Annotated in this window: 14 protein-coding genes and 2 tRNA genes; 11 read left to right on the top strand and 5 right to left on the bottom strand. The window is 66.0% G+C overall.

Translation table 11 applies throughout. The features are described from left to right. Position 1 precedes the first annotated feature (1 nt). From ACIQTU_RS08300 to ACIQTU_RS08290, 3 genes are read right to left on the bottom strand one after another with little or no spacing between them, the layout of a single operon-like run. Positions 2-1,858 (bottom strand): CocE/NonD family hydrolase, encoded by a 1,857-nt coding sequence (locus tag ACIQTU_RS08300; RefSeq protein ID WP_400545126.1) that lies wholly within the window; start codon positions 1,856-1,858, stop codon positions 2-4. Then, positions 1,855-3,471 carry an AbgT family transporter gene (locus ACIQTU_RS08295; RefSeq protein ID WP_400545123.1) on the bottom strand — a complete coding sequence of 539 codons (1,617 nt, stop codon included), beginning with the start codon at positions 3,469-3,471 and terminating at the stop codon, positions 1,855-1,857. Before ACIQTU_RS08295 ends, ACIQTU_RS08300 begins: the two co-directional genes overlap by 4 nt. A gap of 14 nt (positions 3,472-3,485) precedes the next feature. Next, the gene (locus ACIQTU_RS08290) at positions 3,486-6,368 is read right to left on the bottom strand and encodes a TonB-dependent receptor (RefSeq protein WP_400545120.1); all 2,883 of its coding nucleotides are present in this window, start codon (positions 6,366-6,368) and stop codon (positions 3,486-3,488) included. A gap of 247 nt (positions 6,369-6,615) precedes the next feature. On the opposite strand from ACIQTU_RS08290, the gene ACIQTU_RS08285 reads away from it, so the two are divergent. Both ACIQTU_RS08285 and ACIQTU_RS08280 read left to right on the top strand, forming a co-directional pair. Beyond that, positions 6,616-7,653, top strand: coding sequence for a CapA family protein (locus ACIQTU_RS08285; RefSeq protein ID WP_400545117.1), 1,038 nt, complete (start codon positions 6,616-6,618; stop codon positions 7,651-7,653). A 127-nt stretch (positions 7,654-7,780) separates the two neighbouring features. Then, positions 7,781-9,367, top strand: coding sequence for a GNAT family N-acetyltransferase (locus tag ACIQTU_RS08280; RefSeq protein WP_400545114.1), 1,587 nt, complete (start codon positions 7,781-7,783; stop codon positions 9,365-9,367). A gap of 165 nt (positions 9,368-9,532) precedes the next feature. Here the strand turns inward: ACIQTU_RS08280 and ACIQTU_RS08275 are convergent. Then, positions 9,533-9,606: transfer RNA gene (locus ACIQTU_RS08275), tRNA-Gln, on the bottom strand. Between the two features lie 212 nt (positions 9,607-9,818). Between ACIQTU_RS08275 and ACIQTU_RS08270 the strand changes: the two genes are divergently transcribed. From ACIQTU_RS08270 to ACIQTU_RS08230, 9 genes are all read left to right on the top strand, one after another. After that, positions 9,819-9,895, top strand: a tRNA-Pro gene (locus ACIQTU_RS08270). Positions 9,896-9,968: 73 nt separating this feature from the next. Continuing rightward, complete coding sequence (locus tag ACIQTU_RS08265; protein WP_400545111.1) at positions 9,969-10,517, top strand: DUF924 family protein; 549 nt, start codon at positions 9,969-9,971, stop codon at positions 10,515-10,517. 78 nt (positions 10,518-10,595) lie between these two features. Next, entirely contained in the window at positions 10,596-11,768 is a 1,173-nt protein-coding gene (locus tag ACIQTU_RS08260) for a hypothetical protein (RefSeq protein WP_400545108.1), read from the top strand. Positions 11,769-11,830: 62 nt separating this feature from the next. Next, entirely contained in the window at positions 11,831-12,778 is a 948-nt protein-coding gene (locus tag ACIQTU_RS08255; protein ID WP_400545105.1) for a CsgG/HfaB family protein, read from the top strand. Positions 12,779-12,899: 121 nt separating this feature from the next. Next, entirely contained in the window at positions 12,900-13,757 is an 858-nt protein-coding gene (locus ACIQTU_RS08250) for a thymidylate synthase (protein WP_400545102.1), read from the top strand. A gap of 5 nt (positions 13,758-13,762) precedes the next feature. Then, positions 13,763-14,077, top strand: coding sequence for a phosphoribosyl-ATP pyrophosphohydrolase (locus ACIQTU_RS08245; RefSeq protein ID WP_400545100.1), 315 nt, complete (start codon positions 13,763-13,765; stop codon positions 14,075-14,077). Between the two features lie 90 nt (positions 14,078-14,167). Beyond that, positions 14,168-14,839, top strand: a complete 672-nt coding sequence (locus ACIQTU_RS08240) for an aquaporin (protein ID WP_400545097.1) — start codon at positions 14,168-14,170, stop codon at positions 14,837-14,839. 51 nt (positions 14,840-14,890) lie between these two features. Beyond that, complete coding sequence (locus ACIQTU_RS08235; protein ID WP_400545094.1) at positions 14,891-15,418, top strand: dihydrofolate reductase; 528 nt, start codon at positions 14,891-14,893, stop codon at positions 15,416-15,418. Between the two features lie 15 nt (positions 15,419-15,433). Beyond that, complete coding sequence (locus ACIQTU_RS08230) at positions 15,434-15,754, top strand: YbjQ family protein (protein WP_400545091.1); 321 nt, start codon at positions 15,434-15,436, stop codon at positions 15,752-15,754. 4 nt (positions 15,755-15,758) lie between these two features. On the opposite strand, the gene ACIQTU_RS08225 is transcribed toward ACIQTU_RS08230, so the two are convergent. Further along, positions 15,759-16,568 (bottom strand): MetQ/NlpA family ABC transporter substrate-binding protein, encoded by an 810-nt coding sequence (locus tag ACIQTU_RS08225; protein ID WP_400545088.1) that lies wholly within the window; start codon positions 16,566-16,568, stop codon positions 15,759-15,761. Between the last annotated feature and the right edge of the window lie 2 nt (positions 16,569-16,570).

The following is a 16,570-nucleotide window of genomic DNA, read 5'->3' as shown; positions in this document are numbered from 1 at the left end:
GTCAGCCCCCGCGCGGCGGAATGACCGGCAGGACCAGCCGCGACGGATTGGCCGGTCCGACATGGATACGGTTGAGCGCGACCACGGCCTCGCCGGGCTCGCCCGCCGGCGCGCCCGTGCCGGGATTGACGTCGAAGTGGGGGAAGTTGCTGCTGGCCACGTCGAAGCGGATGCGATGTCCGGCCGCGAAGAGGTTGCTGGTCGGAAACAGCTGGATTTCGACGTCATAGATCTCACCCGGAACCAACGGGCGCGGCGCCTCGAAGGAGTCCCGGAACCGTAGGCGCAGCACGCCGTGGGTCAAGTTCAGGGCATAGCCCTCGGGATAGTCCGGGCCGGGCGGATAGACGTCGACCAGCTTGACCATCAGGTCGGTGTCCAGCGCCGAGGACGACACCGACAGACGTGCCGTGATCGGCCCCGTCACCTCGAGCGCCTGCTCCAAGGGTTCGGTCTGGAAGACCACGACATCGTCGCGGTCGGCAAGGGCCCGGCCGATGACGCTCGCGCCGAACAGGCCAGGCGCCTCGCGCTGATCGAAGCCGCCGGCCTCCATGACCGGCGCGCCCGAGGCCATGGCGCCGCCGATGGTCGGCACGGGATGGGCCGGGTCGTGACGCCAGACCCGCTCGCCGGGCGAGGCCGCCTCGATCGACAGGCCCCCGTCGGCGTGCAAATGGAAATCGGTGAAGGCCGTACCCGGCAGAGGCCAGTCCGCCTCGGCCCGCCAATGGCCGCCGTGATCCAGCCGTCCCTCGGCCGTGCGACGCCCGCTGCCGCCGCCCATGACGAACAGGCTGACCGGCGCTTCCAGATAGTCGGGCGCGGCCTGGCCCTTCAGCCAGCGGTCGAACCAGGCGCAGCGTAGGGCCAGGTAGTCGGGGGCCAGATGGCCGTCCAGCGACGCCGCGTGGCCGAAGTCCACGTCCCCGGCGAAGGTGATCGAGCGCTGGCCGTGCGTCCACGGCCCCATGACCAGCTTGACCGGCCCGATCTTGCTGCGGCTGAAGTGGGCGTAGTTGTCGGTCGCCGACAGGGCGTAGGGATCGTACCAACTGCTCATGAAGACCATGGGCGCGTCGGTGAATTCGGTCTCGTGGGCGGCGGCGCAGAAGTCGGGCGCGCGCCAAAAGTCGTCGAAGGTCTCGCGCCGCCACATGTCCTGGATGAAGGCGTCATACTCGGGCGCGGCGGCCAGCGGCGTCAGGCCCGGCCGCCACGGATTGACCGCCATCCAGTCGCGCACGTCCTCGGCGTTCAGGGCGGCCAGACGCGCCGGATCCTCCTGACTGAGCGGCGACAGGCGGGCGTGCTTCATGGCCCAGGTCAGTTGCTTCAGCTCGAACGCCCCACCCTGGCGCACGCCGCTATGGAAGGCGCTGAAAAAGCCCCCGGAGTCCATGAACATGGCCTTCAAGCCGGGCGGGTTCAGGCAGGCGGCCGCCGCCTGAACATGGGCGCCGTAGGACAGGCCCAGCGTGCCGATGCGACCATCGCACCAGTCCTGCTGCACCAGCCAGGCCATGACGTCGAAGCCGTCCTCGGCCTCGTTGGCGTACTTGGTGAAGACGCCCTCGGAGCCGTAACGCCCCCGGCAGTCAACCAGGACATAGGCATAGCCGCCGCGCGCGAACTCGGCCGCGATCTCGGGCTTGGAGCGCGGCGTCGGGTCGGCGGCGGTGCGGTCGGCGTGGTTGGTCCCGCGCCGATCATAGGGGATGCGCTCCAGCAGGACCGGCAGACACCCCTCCCCGTCCTCAGGCAGATAGACGTCGGCGGCCAGACGAACGCCGTCGCGCATCGGGATCATAACGTCGCGCAGGACGCGCACGCCGGACAGGAGCGGCAGATCGGTCATCGGGCGGCGGGCTCGGCTGGCAGGGGCGCGCTGGCGGCGACAGGCGATGTCGGAAGGTGATAAGCGGCGGGCGCGCCTGGGCCGACCGGCAACTGGAACCCGACCCAGGCCAGGATCAGCAGCATCCCCGCCGCGCCGAAGGCGGCGCTGTAGGGCAGCATCAGGGCGATCATCGACCCGACCCCGAACTTCGGCTTCCACTGCTGGCACATGATAAGCACCAGGGGGAAGTTGCTGGCCAGCGGCGTGACGATGTTGAAGATGGAATCGCCCATCCGGTACGAGGCCGTGGTCATCTCGGGCGAGACGCCCAGCAGCATCAGCATGGGCACCACGACCGGCGCCATGGCGCTCCACTTGGCCGAAGCCGAGCCGATGACCAGGTCCAGAACCGACGACATCATCAGCAGGCCAACCAGCAGCAGAGGCAGCGGCAGGGCCAGATCCTTCAGACCCTCGGCGCCCTTGACCGCCAGTACAGGGCCGAGATTGGACCAGTTGAACATGGCGACGAAGTGGGCGGCGAAGAAGGCCAGGACGATGTAGGGGGCCATCCCCTTCAACCCCTCGGCCATCATCTTCACCAGCTCGCGATGCGAGCGGATGGTCCCTGCCGCCGCGCCATAGGCCCAACCGGTCGAGACGAACAGCAACATGAAGGCGGCGATCAGGGCGCCGTAGAAGGGCGCCAGACGACGCGGCCCCACGGCCTCATGATCGATCAGGGGGCTATAGCCCGGCCACAGGGTCAGGGCCGCGAACAGGCCAACGACCACCAGGGCGGCGACGGCCGCGCGACGCAAGCCCCGCTTCTGATCCGGGCCCAGTACGCCCAGGCCTGCGGCCTCGGCCTCTCCCGCCGTGTTGTCACCAGTCCACGGCCCCAGACGCGGCTCGACCACGCGGTCGGTCAGGAACCAGGCGATGGGGGTGAAGACCACGCCGATGGCCAGGGTGAACCACCAGTTGCCCAGGGGATTGACGGTGAAGTTCGGGTCCAGAAGCTGCGCCGCCGGCGCCGTGATGCCCAGCATCAGCAGGTCGAACTGGCCCGGAATGATATTGCCTGCGAAGGCCCCGGAAATCCCGGCATAGGCGATGGCGATCCCCGCCAGCGGATGCCGACCGGCCTTGGCGTAAACCAGAGCCGCCAGAGGGATCAGCACCACATAGGCCGCGTCCGAGGCATGGTGCGAGAACAGGCCGATGATGAAGATGGCGGGCGTCAGGAAACGCGTGTGCAGCCGCCTGACCCCGCCGCCCAGCAGGGCCGCGAACAGGCCCGACCGCTCAGCCACCGCCGCCCCGATCATGATCACCAGCACCAGACCCAGAGGCGGGAAGCTGGTCAGGGTCCTGGGCATATCGACCAGCAGGCGGGCGACATTGGCCTCGGACAACAGGCTCTGGGCCTGAAGGCGTTCGCCCGTCACCGGGTTGACCGCGCTCCATTGGGTCCAGTCGGCGAGCACCGAGGCGGCGACCAGCACGCCAATACAAAACAGCAGGATGAAGACCGGATCCGGCAGGGCGTTGCCCATCGCCTCGATCCGGTCGAGCCAGCCCCGTTTCCGCCGGCCGATTTCAGCCGGCGGAGCCTCGGTGTCCGTCATGGGAAAGCCTGATCCTAGAACTGGAAGCCGAGGCGAACGTAGGCGCTGCGGCCCCGCACGTCATAGGTGTACATATCGAAGTTGATCGGCGCATTGGCGTAGGACGCCGGCGGCATCACGTCGAACAGGTTGTTGATCCCCACCGTCAGCGTCGTGTCGTAACGGTCGAAGCGATAGCCGGCCTCGAGATCCTGATAGAAGACGGCGTCGGTCCTGGCGTCCTTGACCGGGTTCACGACGTCGGTGCTCTCGCCGATATAGCGACCGCGCCACATGAGGTTCGCAGGGCCGTCGCTCCAGCGCAGCGAGGTCTGGCCCTTCCAGTGCGGATAGGTCGAGCGTGAACGGTCGCCCTTGCCTGCGCGGTCGTCGACGATGACCGGGCCGCCCGCCGGGTCGGGACTGACGGTCGAGAACTCACTGAGGTAGGAGGCGTCGATCACGGCAGCGAAGCGGCCGATCGAGGTGTTGAACTCATAGCGGGCCGTGGCGTCGACGCCCGAGGTGCGGATCTCGTTCAGGTTCTGCGCGCCCTGCACCAGATTCAACACCGCGCCCGTCGAGGCGTCGCGCGTAATCAGGTCGCAATAGACCCCGCCCCGCACGGCGCACAGGCCCATGATCTGGGCCGGCGACTGGGAGGCGATCGCGTCGGTGATCTTGATGTCGTACCAGTCGACTGTCAGGCTCAACCCGGGAACCCAGTGCGGCTTGACCGCTACGCCGAAGCTCAGGGTGTCGGCGGTTTCCGGCTTCAGGTCCACATTGCCTGAGGTCGTGCCCGGGATCAGGCCGTTCAGGTTGTAGTTGGCCTGATTGTAGCCGGTCGGAACGCCGACGCAGCCCGGAAAGTTGGGATTGGCCGAGGCGCCGCCGTTGCACGGGTCAATGACCTGAAGGCTGACCTCGCGGCCGCCCTGGAACAGCTCCAGGATCGACGGGGCGCGGAAACCTTGCGACCAGGTGCCGCGCACCAGCACGTCCTGAACCGGACGCCAGCCCATGCCGACCTTCATCGTCGTGGCGTCGCCGACCGTGTCGTAGTTCGAGTAGCGAGCAGCCAGGCTCAGATCCAGACTCTGGGCCATCGGCAGGTCACGCAGCAGGGGCGCGGCCACTTCCAGATAGGCTTCGTGCAGGCTGTACTGGCCCGTCGTCGGCACGCGCGTCTGCGAGGTGGTGGTGGTGTAGGCGCTCGACAGGTACTTCGGCGTGGCGTTGACGTAGGGGTCCGGCGCGTCGGTCGCCTTGTTCTGGCGATACTCATAGCCCGCCGCCACGGCCAGAGGACCAGCCGGCAGTTCATAGACGTCACCGGTGATGTTGAACGCCAGATCATAGATCTCGGTGCTGTTCGTCTCGCGCGTGGTGTAGCGGATGAAATCCGCCGCCTCGGCCGTCATCGGCGCGAACAGGTTGACCGGGACGCAGCCCGCGGTCGCGGCGCAGGTCGCCGGATTGCCCAAGCCCAGGAACAGGTTCTCGTAATTGATCCCGTTCAGCGCCGAGGACTTCATCTCGTTGCGGGCGTAGCTGCCGTAGGCGTCCCAGCTGAAGTCGCGTCCGAACAGGCTCAGTTCGCCGTCAAAGCCCGCGCCGAAGCGATAGGTCTTCACGTCCTGAACATTGTCGCGGTTGCCCACGTCCGTCATCACCTTGCGCACGCGCCAGGCCTGGTTGGCGCCGAAGGCCAGGGCGTTGGCCGTCGGCACGCCGTTGGCGGTCCCGAACGGGTTGAAGGCGTGGTTGGATGGCAGGCTGAAGCCGCGGATCGTCCCCGACGTGCCGCCGATGTCCAGCAGGACCGGCGAGAACATCTGATCCGAGACCCGGCGGTTGAACAGGGCCTCGGCGTGGAAGGACAGCTTGTCCGACAGATCGCCGCGATAGCGACCATAGAAGCCGTAACGCTCGCTGGGACCGGTCGTATAAATGCCCTGAGCCTGGGTGTTGTAGTAGTCGCCCGGCAGGCTGGCGGTGTGGAAGCTGTTGTCCGCTGCAGCACCTGCGCCATAGCCGCCCAGACCGTTGGCGACGATGGGCGAGGCCGAGGAGCCGAAGCCCGCGCCGGTGCCGAAGTAGGCGTTGTTCGACAGGCCCGGCAGGACGAAGAGGCCATAAGGGCTGGTGCCCGGCGTCGTCACCGGCACCAGGCTGGTGCGGGTCAGATCGCGATCCGCCGTCAGGATCGGGCTGTCCTTCACATAGCTGGCCGAGAAGACCAGGGCGCCGTTGTCGAAGCGCTTGCCGAAGTTGGCGATGGCCTGGAACTGCTCGCCGTCGCCGCGATCGGTCGAACCGTAGCGGGTGCTGAGACGCACGCCGTCGAAGTCGCGGATCGTCTGGATGTTGACCACCCCGGCGATGGCGTCGGCGCCATAGATGGCCGAGGCGCCGTCCTTCAACACCTCAATGCCCTCGATCATGCCCAGCGGCATGGTGTTCAGGTCGACGAAGTCGCGGAAGCCGCGCTGGCCCACGCCGTCCACCCAGCGGTGACCGTCGACCAGCACCAGGACGCGGTTGCCGCTGCCCTCGGCCCCGCCAAGGTAGCGCAAATTGATCGATGAAGCCCCGTAGGACGTTCCCTGAGTGCCGTTACTGTTCAGGCTGACGCCCGCCGACGGCAGTTTCTGCAGCAGGTCGCCAATCGAGGTGGCGCCCGAGTTCTTGATGTCCTCGGCGGTCAGGGTCAGCACCGGTCCAACCGAATCCGCGTCCTTGCGCTGGATGCGCGAGCCGGTGACGACGATCTCGTCAATCGAGGTGGCCTCTTCCGGCTGCGGCGGCGCGGCCTGCTCCTGCGCCCAGGCCGCGCCCGCGCCCACCCAGGCCAACACTGCCAACGCCGCGCCGTTCCGCAGGCGTCGCGCCTGACCCTTCCCCGATACCGACATAGTCACTCCCCGATTTCCGATGCCCAGCGCCGCCCCTGTTTGGATCGAGACGTGCGATTGAGCCGGAAGGAGCCGGGTCGCGAGATCGAATGCAACAATATTGCAGTTTTGTATCGGACCATGCGCTCTCGGCATGAGCTACCCCCAGACGCGCCGCCAATCTTATGGTGCCGCTGAAATGGGGAGAGGCATTATGGATCGACGCGGTTTTCTGGCCACGGGGGCAGCAGCTCTGGCGGGATCCGCCATGGCGCGTACCCCGGTTCTCAAACTTAGCCTGTTGGGTCAGGCCCTGATCGAACACGCGCCCGGCCCCGGCGAATGGCCCGGCCGCGACGGCGTCGCCGCCCGCCTGGCGCAAAGCCATGTGGTCTTCACCAACCTCGAGACCGTCATCCAGGGACCGAACGCAGGAGCGCCGACCCGCGAACTGCTGACCTTGCACGCCGCCGGCCCCGAAATGCTGGAGGGGTTGAAGGCCGCCCACGTCAATCTGGTCGCCACCGCCAATAACCACGCCTTTGATCTCGGCTCTGGCGGCATCCTCGACACGGTCGCCGCCCTGCGCGTGGCAGGCCTGCCCTCGACCGGCAGCGGCGCGAATCTGGCAGCGGCCTCGGTTCCCGCCTATGCCGCCTCGAGCGCCGGAACGGTCGGACTGGTCGCCTTCGCCACCGGCAAGGTCAGGCCCGGAGGAGCGGCGACGCCGGACCGTCCCGGCGTCAACGAGCTGCGCCGCGACGCCGCTGGCCAGCCCGTTGCCGAAGACGTCGAGCGCATCCTGAACGCCATCCGTACGGCCCGTCGCCAGGCCCAGCTCGTCATCGCCTATCAGCACAATCACGACTGGGAACCCGACATGACCGATGTTCCAGATTGGCAGCGCGCTCTGGCCCGACGCTGCATAGACGCCGGCGCCGCCGTCTTCGCCGGCCACGGCGCGCCCCTGCTGCAGGGGATCGAACTCTACAGGGGGGCGCCGATCTTCTACGGCCTCGGCAATTTCGTCTTCCAGACGGAAAAGCCGATTGGCGCCTACCCGCCCGAGTCCTGGGAAGGAATCATCGCCGAGTGCACGTTCGAACAGGGCCGATGCCGAGGCGTGCGCCTGGTTCCGCTGACACTGAATGAGATCGGGCTCGGCGGGACGGACGACATGGCCACGCGCGGGTTCCCTGCCCTGGCCGTCGCCTCGCTTGCCTCAAGCATCCTGAATCGTGTCGCCCAACGCAGCCGCGCCTTCGGCGTCGGTCTTGATCGTCAAAGCGGATCCTTGGCGCTCTGACGATCCTATGGATCGGCTTCTGTCGATCGAAGGTCCCGAGCGGTGCGCAAGAGCTTTGCCGCGCTCGCTGGAACCAAGCGATCATGCCCCCGTTTGACGCACGGCTGAGCTGGCAAGGGGTTGCGCGATGTACGTCGATGTCATCGAAGATTTCGGTGCGCTTGAGCGCGTCCGTGGCGACTGGGACGCGGCCTATGCCCTCGACCCGGAGGCGAGTCTCTTCATGTCATGGCGTTGGATCGTCGACTGGCTGACAGAGCGCCAGACGGTCTGGCTGGTGCTGGCGGCCAAGCGGACTCAAGCAGACGACCACTACGTCGCCTTTCTGCCATTGCGAATGCGCGTCCATTTCGACCGGGAGCGAGGCTTCTTCAACGAACTATATCTCGCCGGCAGCGGATTTTCAGACCATGCAGGCGTTCTGACCCGTCCCGACGTCGAGACTGCGGCGGTTTCAGCTTTCACCGACTACCTGCGGCGAAAGCTCAAATGGGCCAAGCTGACCATGTCCAACCTCTGGATGTCCGACCGACGCCGCAGGCTATTCCTGTCAGCTTTCGACGAGTCTCGGTTCGTTCACAAGGACATCGAGTACATTGACAAGATCACGAATACGAACGTCAGCATTTGCCCCTTCGTCGCGTTGCCCTCGGACTGGGACACCTACCTGACGGGCCTCAGCGCCAACAACCGGCAAAAAATCCGACGCTGGCTGCGTAAGGTCGATGCTTCAGAAAACTACGAAATCACCTTGTCTGACGCTTCAACCTACGCCAGCGACATCGAGGCCCTACTTCGTCTCTGGGCGAGCAAATGGTCGCGACGCAAGGGCGCCAGAACCAACGACATCGTCCAGTACAATCGCGCCATGCTGACCCGTTGCGCCGCAAACGGAAACCTGTTCCTGCCCGTGTTCCGGCACAAGGGGCGCCCCGTGGCCGCCTTGGCGATTCTGGTCGACCCCACCAAGAAGGCGATGCTGTTCTTTCTTGCAGGCCGCGACGAGCACTATGACGAAGCGCCCGCCGGCTACCTGCTGCACGCCTTCAGCATCCGTCACGCCATCGCACAGAGCTTTATCTCCTACGATTTCCTGCGTGGCGACGAACCATACAAGTATCTTTTCACTTCGCAGGAGCGACGACTGAGAGCCTGCTCCGTGTCGACCAGGAACGGACGAAACCTTGGCCATTCACTGGATCCAAGGGGCCTGGTGGCTATGCGCGACAAGGCGCTCGAGCTCGAAAACAAGAACGAGATCATCGCTGCGGAACACGCCCATCGGCAGATTCTGACGATGCAGCCCAACGACGCGCTGACGCTCTACCGCCTTGGCCGCCTGATGGCGGCGAACGGCGACCATGCCGAAGCCGCGCGGCTGCTCTCACTTTCGGTGGCGGCCGAGCCCGGGGGCGGCAACGCCTGGCTTAAATTGGCGCTTTCGCTCCAAGCCCTCACAGACAACGTCGCCGCCCTCAGGGCTTGCCGAGAGGCTATCCGCTTGCAGCCGACGAATGAAGACGCCAAGCGCCTGGTCCTGCAGCTCACGCTTTCGGTTCAACAGCCCTCAACGAAAATCAAGCTGTGGTCGGATCCAAACACCCAGTCAGCGCTCGACGACCAAGACGGTCTGACGCCCGACTGGATGCGCCTCGGACCGGCGGGATGGGAATTCCGTCGAACAGAAGCCAACGGAGAGCCCGCAAGATCATAAGACCTGGGTCAAGGCGTCGGCCGCGGCCCGACATCTCCTCCCAAAGGGTTCAGCAACATGTTTCGAAAGAAACAGAAAGCTAAACGGAAACAAAGCCAATGGATCGGCCTGTAAACTCACGCTGCTCGGGACTGCCCTAAAGGGCGATTTCTTCAATGAAACCGGTGGCTGGGGAACTAGGACTCGAACCTAGAATGACGGTACCAAAAACCGTAGTGTTACCATTACACCATTCCCCAGCAGGACCAGTGCGTCGCCGCAGTTCGTTGCGGCGAGGAGCGGTGAGATACGCCAAGCTTTTCGGGGATGCAACACTGAAAACAAAAGAATTTTCATCGAGCGGCGACTTTTAAAAAACCGGCAAATCCCCGCTTGCGAGGTCCGAAACACGTGGCTATAAGCCCCCTCCTCGGCGCAGCAACGGCCTCTGGCCCGCGTCGAGACGAAATGTCGGAGTGTGGCTCAGTCTGGTAGAGCACTGCGTTCGGGACGCAGGGGTCGGAGGTTCGAATCCTCTCACTCCGACCATTTCCTTTACATCGTTAGATGTTTCCCCTGGCGGGGCCGCGCGATCGTTTGGATATGCGCTAGTCTACGCAGCATGAATCAACTGCTGACCCCCGCCGAAATCGTCGCCTTCTGGATCGAAGCCGGACCTGAAAAATGGTTCGCCAAGGACGCCGCCTTCGACGCGGCCTTCACCGAACGTTGCCGCGACACGCATTTCGCCGCCGCGCGGCGCGAACTGGACGCCTGGGCCGCGACGGCCGAAGGCGCTCTGGCCCTCATCATCGTGCTGGATCAACTGCCGCGAAACGCCTTTCGCGACACGGCGCATATGTTCGCCACCGATTCCCTGGCCCTGATGTTCGCCAAGGCGGCGATCGCCATCGGCCATGACCGCCAGGTGGCAGGCGACCTCCGCCCCTTCATTCTGATGCCGCTGATGCACTCGGAATCGCTCACCGATCAGGAGATGCTTCTGTCGCTGCTGGACGAAGTCGAAACGCCCGAGACTTTCAAATTCGCCGTCATCCACCGTGACATTGTCGCCCGCTTTGGACGCTACCCGCATCGCAACGCTTGTCTGGGTCGAGAAACGACGGCGGACGAGATGATCTTCCTGAACTCAGGCGGTTTTGCGGGCTGATGGGTCGAGCGCTGTTGCGCTTCGCTTATGGCAAAGCTAGAGAAATGGAGCTTTTTTCAACAACCATAAGCCAGAATTATGCCTCATTTTGCACGCGGCCTGACCGCTGTCGCCGCCTTGACCGTCATGCTGACGACCCCGGCCGAAGCCCAGATCTTCGGTCGCCGTAGCAATGACACGGCGGCGCCAGTCATCAATGAGACGCCGCGCTGCACGCAAAACCTGGGCACGGTGACCATCGCCGACACCCAAGGAGCCCTGTTCAACCAGTTGGGCGTGGGCGCGCCATCCGAGCTGCTGCGCTATCTGGTCCGCGAATCCGGTTGCTTCACCCTGATCGAGCGCGGCCCGGGCATGAATGTTGTCGAGCGCGAGCGCGGCCTGGGCGCCGCCGGTCGCATCCGCACCGCGGATTTCGTCCTGGTCGCTGAGCTGGCCAATCCGATCGAGGCCGATAGCGGCGACAGCCGTCGGGGGCTGCTCGGGTCCCTGGCGTCCAGCGGCGGACGCATGTTGCTTCAGGCCGGCGTCGCGGCGGTCACGCAGGGCGAAGGCGCCGAACTGGGCGCCGGCATGGCCCAGATGCTCTCCTCAGGCGCCAACATCGCCGGCAATCAGCTGGATCAGGCGCTGAGCAATCGCACCGTCGACTCCATCAAGGACCTTAAGAAGGATCTCGCCAAGGGCAAGGCAGACGCCCAGGTCGTCTTCTCGCTGTCCAGCGTGCCCCTCGCCGAGACGGTGGGTTACACCCGCGCCGTCGCCAACAAGGACGACTGGCGCCGCCTACGCATCCGCGACAACCATTTCGGCGGCCGCGTCGGCGCCGGCTATGAGAGTGAGGACGAGGGCAAGACCCTGGCCCTGGCCTTCGTGCGCGGCTACGCCGACCTCGTGACCAGCCTGGGCGGCACGGGCTCCAGCGTTCCGGAAGTCACCCTCGCCAACCGCGAGGCGCTCCGCGCCGAAGCGGCGGCGCAGGAAGCCCTCGCCGTTCGTCAGGCTGAAGCCGCTCGCCCGTCGCGCGGGCGCCAGGAACAGCGCAGCCCGGCACGCCCGGCCGTCACCAGCTACGCCCTGGCCCGCGCTTCCATCCTGCGCAGCGCGCCAGGCGGCGACGTGGTTCGCCCGATGGCCGCCGAAGACACTGTCTTCCCGACCGGCAATGAGGACGGCGACTGGATCGAGGTTTTGGATGCCGATGACAACATCGGCTGGCTGCAGCGCGATCGCCTGACGACCGAGAACTGAACACGGCCCCGCCCTCTCAGGAGAGAGCGGCGACGCCTGAACCCCCTTACAGGAGCTTTACCTTGAACATTCGTATGATGGCCCCTGCCTTGGCCGCCCTCATGGCCGCCTCGGTGTTGCCGACCGCCTCCGAAGCCCAGGCGCGCCGCAGCGGCGCCCAGCGCACCCAGGACGCCCAGATGGCCCAGATCCCGCGCTGCGCCCGCAGCCTGGGCACCGTCACCCTGGCCGACGGCCAGTCCGACTTCTGGCGCGAGCTGCAATTGTCGCCGCCGCAAAGCCTGCTGCGTGTCGTCGTCCAGCGTTCGGGCTGCTTCACCCTGGTGGATCGCGGCACGGGCATGAGCGTGGCCCAGCGCGAGCGTGAGCTGGCCTCGGGCGGCGACCTGCAGCGCGGCTCCAACGTCGGCGGCGGCCAGGTGCGTGCGGCCGACTTCGTCCTGGTCGGCGAGATCGCCAGCCAGAACGCCAATTCGGGCGGCAGCGCCCTGGCCGGTCTGGCCGGCGCAGCCATCGGCGGCCGCGCGGGCGCCATCGTCGGTGGTCTGCGGACGCGCCGGATGGAGGCCAACACCGTCCTGTCCCTGACCAACGTCCGCACTTCGGAAACCGCGGCGGTGACCGAGGGCTACGCCTCCAAGAGCGATCTGAGCTGGGGTCTCGGCGCCGGCGGCTTCGGAGCCGGCGCCCTGGGCGGCGGCAGCTATGAAAACACCGAGATCGGCCGCATCGTCGCCCAGTCCTTCATCCAGGCCTACACCGACATGGTCATGCAGATGGGCGGTCTGGAAGGCGGCTCGGCGGCTCACGAAGCCTCGGTCCAGACCTATACTGTCCAGCAGGCGGCGACCCTGCGTTCGAGGCCGAACGGCGGCTCGGTCGTGCGCGCACTGCCCGCAGGCCTGCGCCTCTACCCGACCGGCAACCGCGAGGGCGTCTGGTGGGAGGTCATGGACGACAACGACAACCTGGGCTGGGTCCAGAACGAACGCCTCGCGCCGGGTCGCTGATCCTCGTCGAGACGATCGAATGAAGGAGCGCCCGTCGAGAAATCGGCGGGCGCTTCTCTTTTCTGTGAGCAAGCGAATCAGGCGCCTGCCCCGCGCCGCGAATCAACGGCATTCTCTCCCCATGAACGCCGCCGTCGCCCTCGCTGATCTCGAAGCTCGCACGGCGGCCGTCCCCGCCGATCATCCCGAATGGCAGTACCTGAATCTGCTGCGGGACATCCTCGACAACGGCGTGCGACGCGACGACCGCACCGGCACCGGCACCCTGGGCGTCTTCGGCCGCCAGATGCGCTTCGACCTGTCCAAGGGCTTCCCGCTGCTGACGACGAAGAAGCTGCACACGCGCTCGATCTTCATTGAGCTGCTGTGGTTCCTGCGCGGCGAGACCAACATCGCCTGGCTGAAGGACAACGGCGTCAGCATCTGGGACGAATGGGCCGACGCCGAGGGCGACCTGGGCCCCGTTTACGGTAAGCAGTGGCGCTCTTGGGCCGCCCCGAACGGCCAGAGCATCGACCAGATTCAGAAGCTGATCCACGGCCTGAAAACCAACCCCAACAGCCGACGCCACATCGTCAGCGCCTGGAACCCGGCCGACGTGGACGACATGGCCCTGCCGCCCTGCCACTGCCTGTTCCAGTTCTTCGTCGCCGACGGCAAGCTGAGCTGCCAGCTGTATCAGCGCTCGGCCGACATCTTCCTGGGCGTGCCGTTCAACATCGCCTCCTACGCCCTGCTGACTCACATGCTGGCCAAGGTCGTGGGTCTGGAGCCAGGCGACTTCGTCCACACCTTCGGCGACGCTCACCTGTATCTGAACCATCTGGAACAAGCCGAGCTGCAGCTCAGCCGCGCCCCCCTGCCCCTGCCGACCCTGACGGTGGCCGACAAGGCCGACCTGTTCGGGTTCGAGATGTCGGACTTCGTGCTGAACGACTACCAGTCCTGGCCGCACATCAAGGCCGCTGTCGCGGTCTGACCCTCATGAAAATCGCTGACCTCAAGGCGGACGTCCTCCGCATCTCCGACATCTATGCACGCGAACACGCCATCGACCGTGACCGCGACTGGGCTCTGCTGAAACTGCAGGAAGAACTGGGCGAACTGACCAAGGAACACCTGAACCTGACCGGACGCGCGCGAGGCGCGCCCGACGCGACCGCTCTCGGCGACGAGGCCGCCGACGTCCTCGGTATGCTGCTCATCTACTGCGACCACGCCGGCATCAACCTGGAAGCCGCCATGCAGCGCAAATGGCTGAAGTGGCTGGAGCCGGAAGCCCAAAAAGCCGAAGCGTAAACTCCCGTATCGCCGTCTGGCGAAGCGGCAGGACTCGGCGCACCCTCCCTGTTCCGCGTCGATGCGGGCGCATGAAACGGGAGGGTTGTCATGTTGAAGAAGTTTGCGGCCGAACTGGTCGGGACGATGGTGCTGGTGCTGTTCGGGTGCGGCGCCGCCGTGCTGGGCGGGTTTGATCATGTAGGCCAGTTGGGCATCGCCCTGGCCTTTGGCTTCGCCATCATCGCCATGGCCTATGGCATAGGCCCCGTGTCAGGCTGTCACGTCAATCCGGCGGTCAGCCTGGGCGTCTTCGTCGCCGGGCGGATGAGCCTCAAGGACATGGTCATCTACTGGATCGCCCAGTTCATCGGGGCCATCATCGGCGCGGCCATCCTCGGCATGATCGCCAAGACCGGCTTCGCCAGTCTGGGCCAGAACGGCTTCGACGCCGGATCGCCGGGCGGATACGGCCTGCACGCGGCCCTGATCTTCGAGATCGTCGCCACCGCCATCTTCATCATCGCCATCCTGGGCGTGACCGGGGCCAAGGGGCACGGCGCCTTCGCCGGCGTCGCCATCGGCATCACCCTGGCCGTCATCCACATCGTCGGCATCCAGGTGACGGGCGTCTCAGTCAACCCGGCCCGCAGCTTCGGCCCCGCCCTGCTGGTCGGCGGACAGGCCCTGAGCCAGGTCTGGGTCTTCTTCGTCGCCCCGGCCATCGGCGCAGTGATAGGCGCGGCCTTCTTCCGCTTGAAACTGCTCGAGCCAGAGGCCTAAGTCCGATCAGGGGGCGGCGTTCAGCCGTCCCCGCCTTTCGGAGTCTGCCCTGTGTCCATACCCAAAATCGCCCTCGTCGTCGCCCGCGCCCGCAATGGCGTCATCGGACGCGACGGCGACCTGCCGTGGCGGCTGCGGTCGGATCTGCAGCGCTTCAAGGCTGTCACGGTCGGCAAGCCCTGCATCATGGGCCGCAAGACCTGGGAAAGCCTGCCGCTCAAACCCCTGCCCGGTCGCCTGAACATCGTCCTGACCAAGGACGGATCCTATGAGTCTGATGGCATGGCCAAGGGCGCGCTGGTCTGCTCGAACCTGAGCGAGGCCCTGTCCATCGCGCGCGAAACCGCCGTAGAGGACGGCGTGGACGAGGTCTGCGTCATCGGCGGCACCGCCCTGTTCGAGGCCGTCCTGCCACGCGCCCAGCGTCTCTACATCACCGAGGTCGAGGCCGAGCCCAAAGGCGACGCCCACTTCCCCGCCTTTGACGAAGCCGCCTTCATGGAAACCCTGTCGGAACCCCATCCGGCGGGCGAGAAGGACGACCACGCCTTCACCTTCCGCACCCTGGACCGCCGCTAAACTGGAGACACGACCATGCTCGTCACGACCACCAATGACCTGGCCGGCCACCGCATCGTCCGCCATCTCGGCATGGTGCGCGGCGTCACCGTGCGCTCGCGCAACGTCATTTCCGACGCTATCGGCGGGGTGCAATCGATGATTGGCGGGCGCGTCGGCGCCTATGTGAAGCTGGCCGAGGCCGCACGTCAGGAAGCCTATGACGAACTGGTCGCCCATGCGCGCGATATGGGCGCCAACGCCATCCTGGCCATGCGTTACGACGCCAACGAGATCATGCCCGGCGTGACCGAGGTCCTGGCCTATGGCACGGCGGTCGTGGTCGAACCGGCCTGACGGATCAGGCGGCGGGGATCACCGCGCCGTCGTACTTCCTGGCGATGAAGTCCCTGACCGCCTGGCTGCGCAGGGCCGTGGCCAGCGCCTGAACGCGCGGGTCGTTCTGATTGTCCGGGCGCGCCACCAGATAGTTGACATAGGGGCTGTCGGCGCCTTCCAGCGACAGGGCGTCGGTCTTGGGCTTCAGACCGGCGTCCAGGGCATAGTTGGTGTTGATCACCGCCGCGTCGACCTGAGGCAGGATACGCGGAATGGTGGCGGCCTCGACCTCCTGGAACTTCAGCCCCTTGGGGTTGGTGGCGATGTCGCGCACCGTCTGCAGCGGGTTGGTCGGATCGCGCAGGGTGATCAGGCCGGCGCTCTGCAGCAGCAGCAACGACCGTCCGGTGTTGGACGCATCATTCGGCAGCACCACCAGCGCCCCGTTCGGGATCGCCGCCAGGGCCGTGTGCTTCTTCGAATAGATGCCCAGAGGCTCGACGTGGACGCCGACCACGGTGACCAGATCAGCGCCGCGCGCGATGTTGAACTCGTCTAGGTAGGGCTTGGTCTGGAAATAGTTCACATCCAGCCGCTTTTCAGACAGTTGCACGTTGGGCTGAACGTAGTCGTTGAAGACCTTGATCTCGATCGGCACGCCCTCGGCGGCCAGGATCGGCTTCACCGCCTCCAGGATTTCCGCGTGCGGCACGGCCGTGGCGCCGACCAGCAGAGGCGCGCCCTCGGCGCCTGCCTTCTTGTCCGCGCCCTGGCCGCAGGCGGCGAGCGTCAGGACAGCGACGGCGGACAGCAGCAGCGAACGGCGGATCATGG

Origin of the sequence: Brevundimonas sp. NPDC090276, from assembly GCF_044772165.1 — a bacterium.
GTDB lineage: Bacteria > Pseudomonadota > Alphaproteobacteria > Caulobacterales > Caulobacteraceae > Brevundimonas.
The sequence above is the reverse complement of the archived record's forward strand: the minus strand, read 5'-3'. Positions and strand labels throughout refer to the sequence as shown.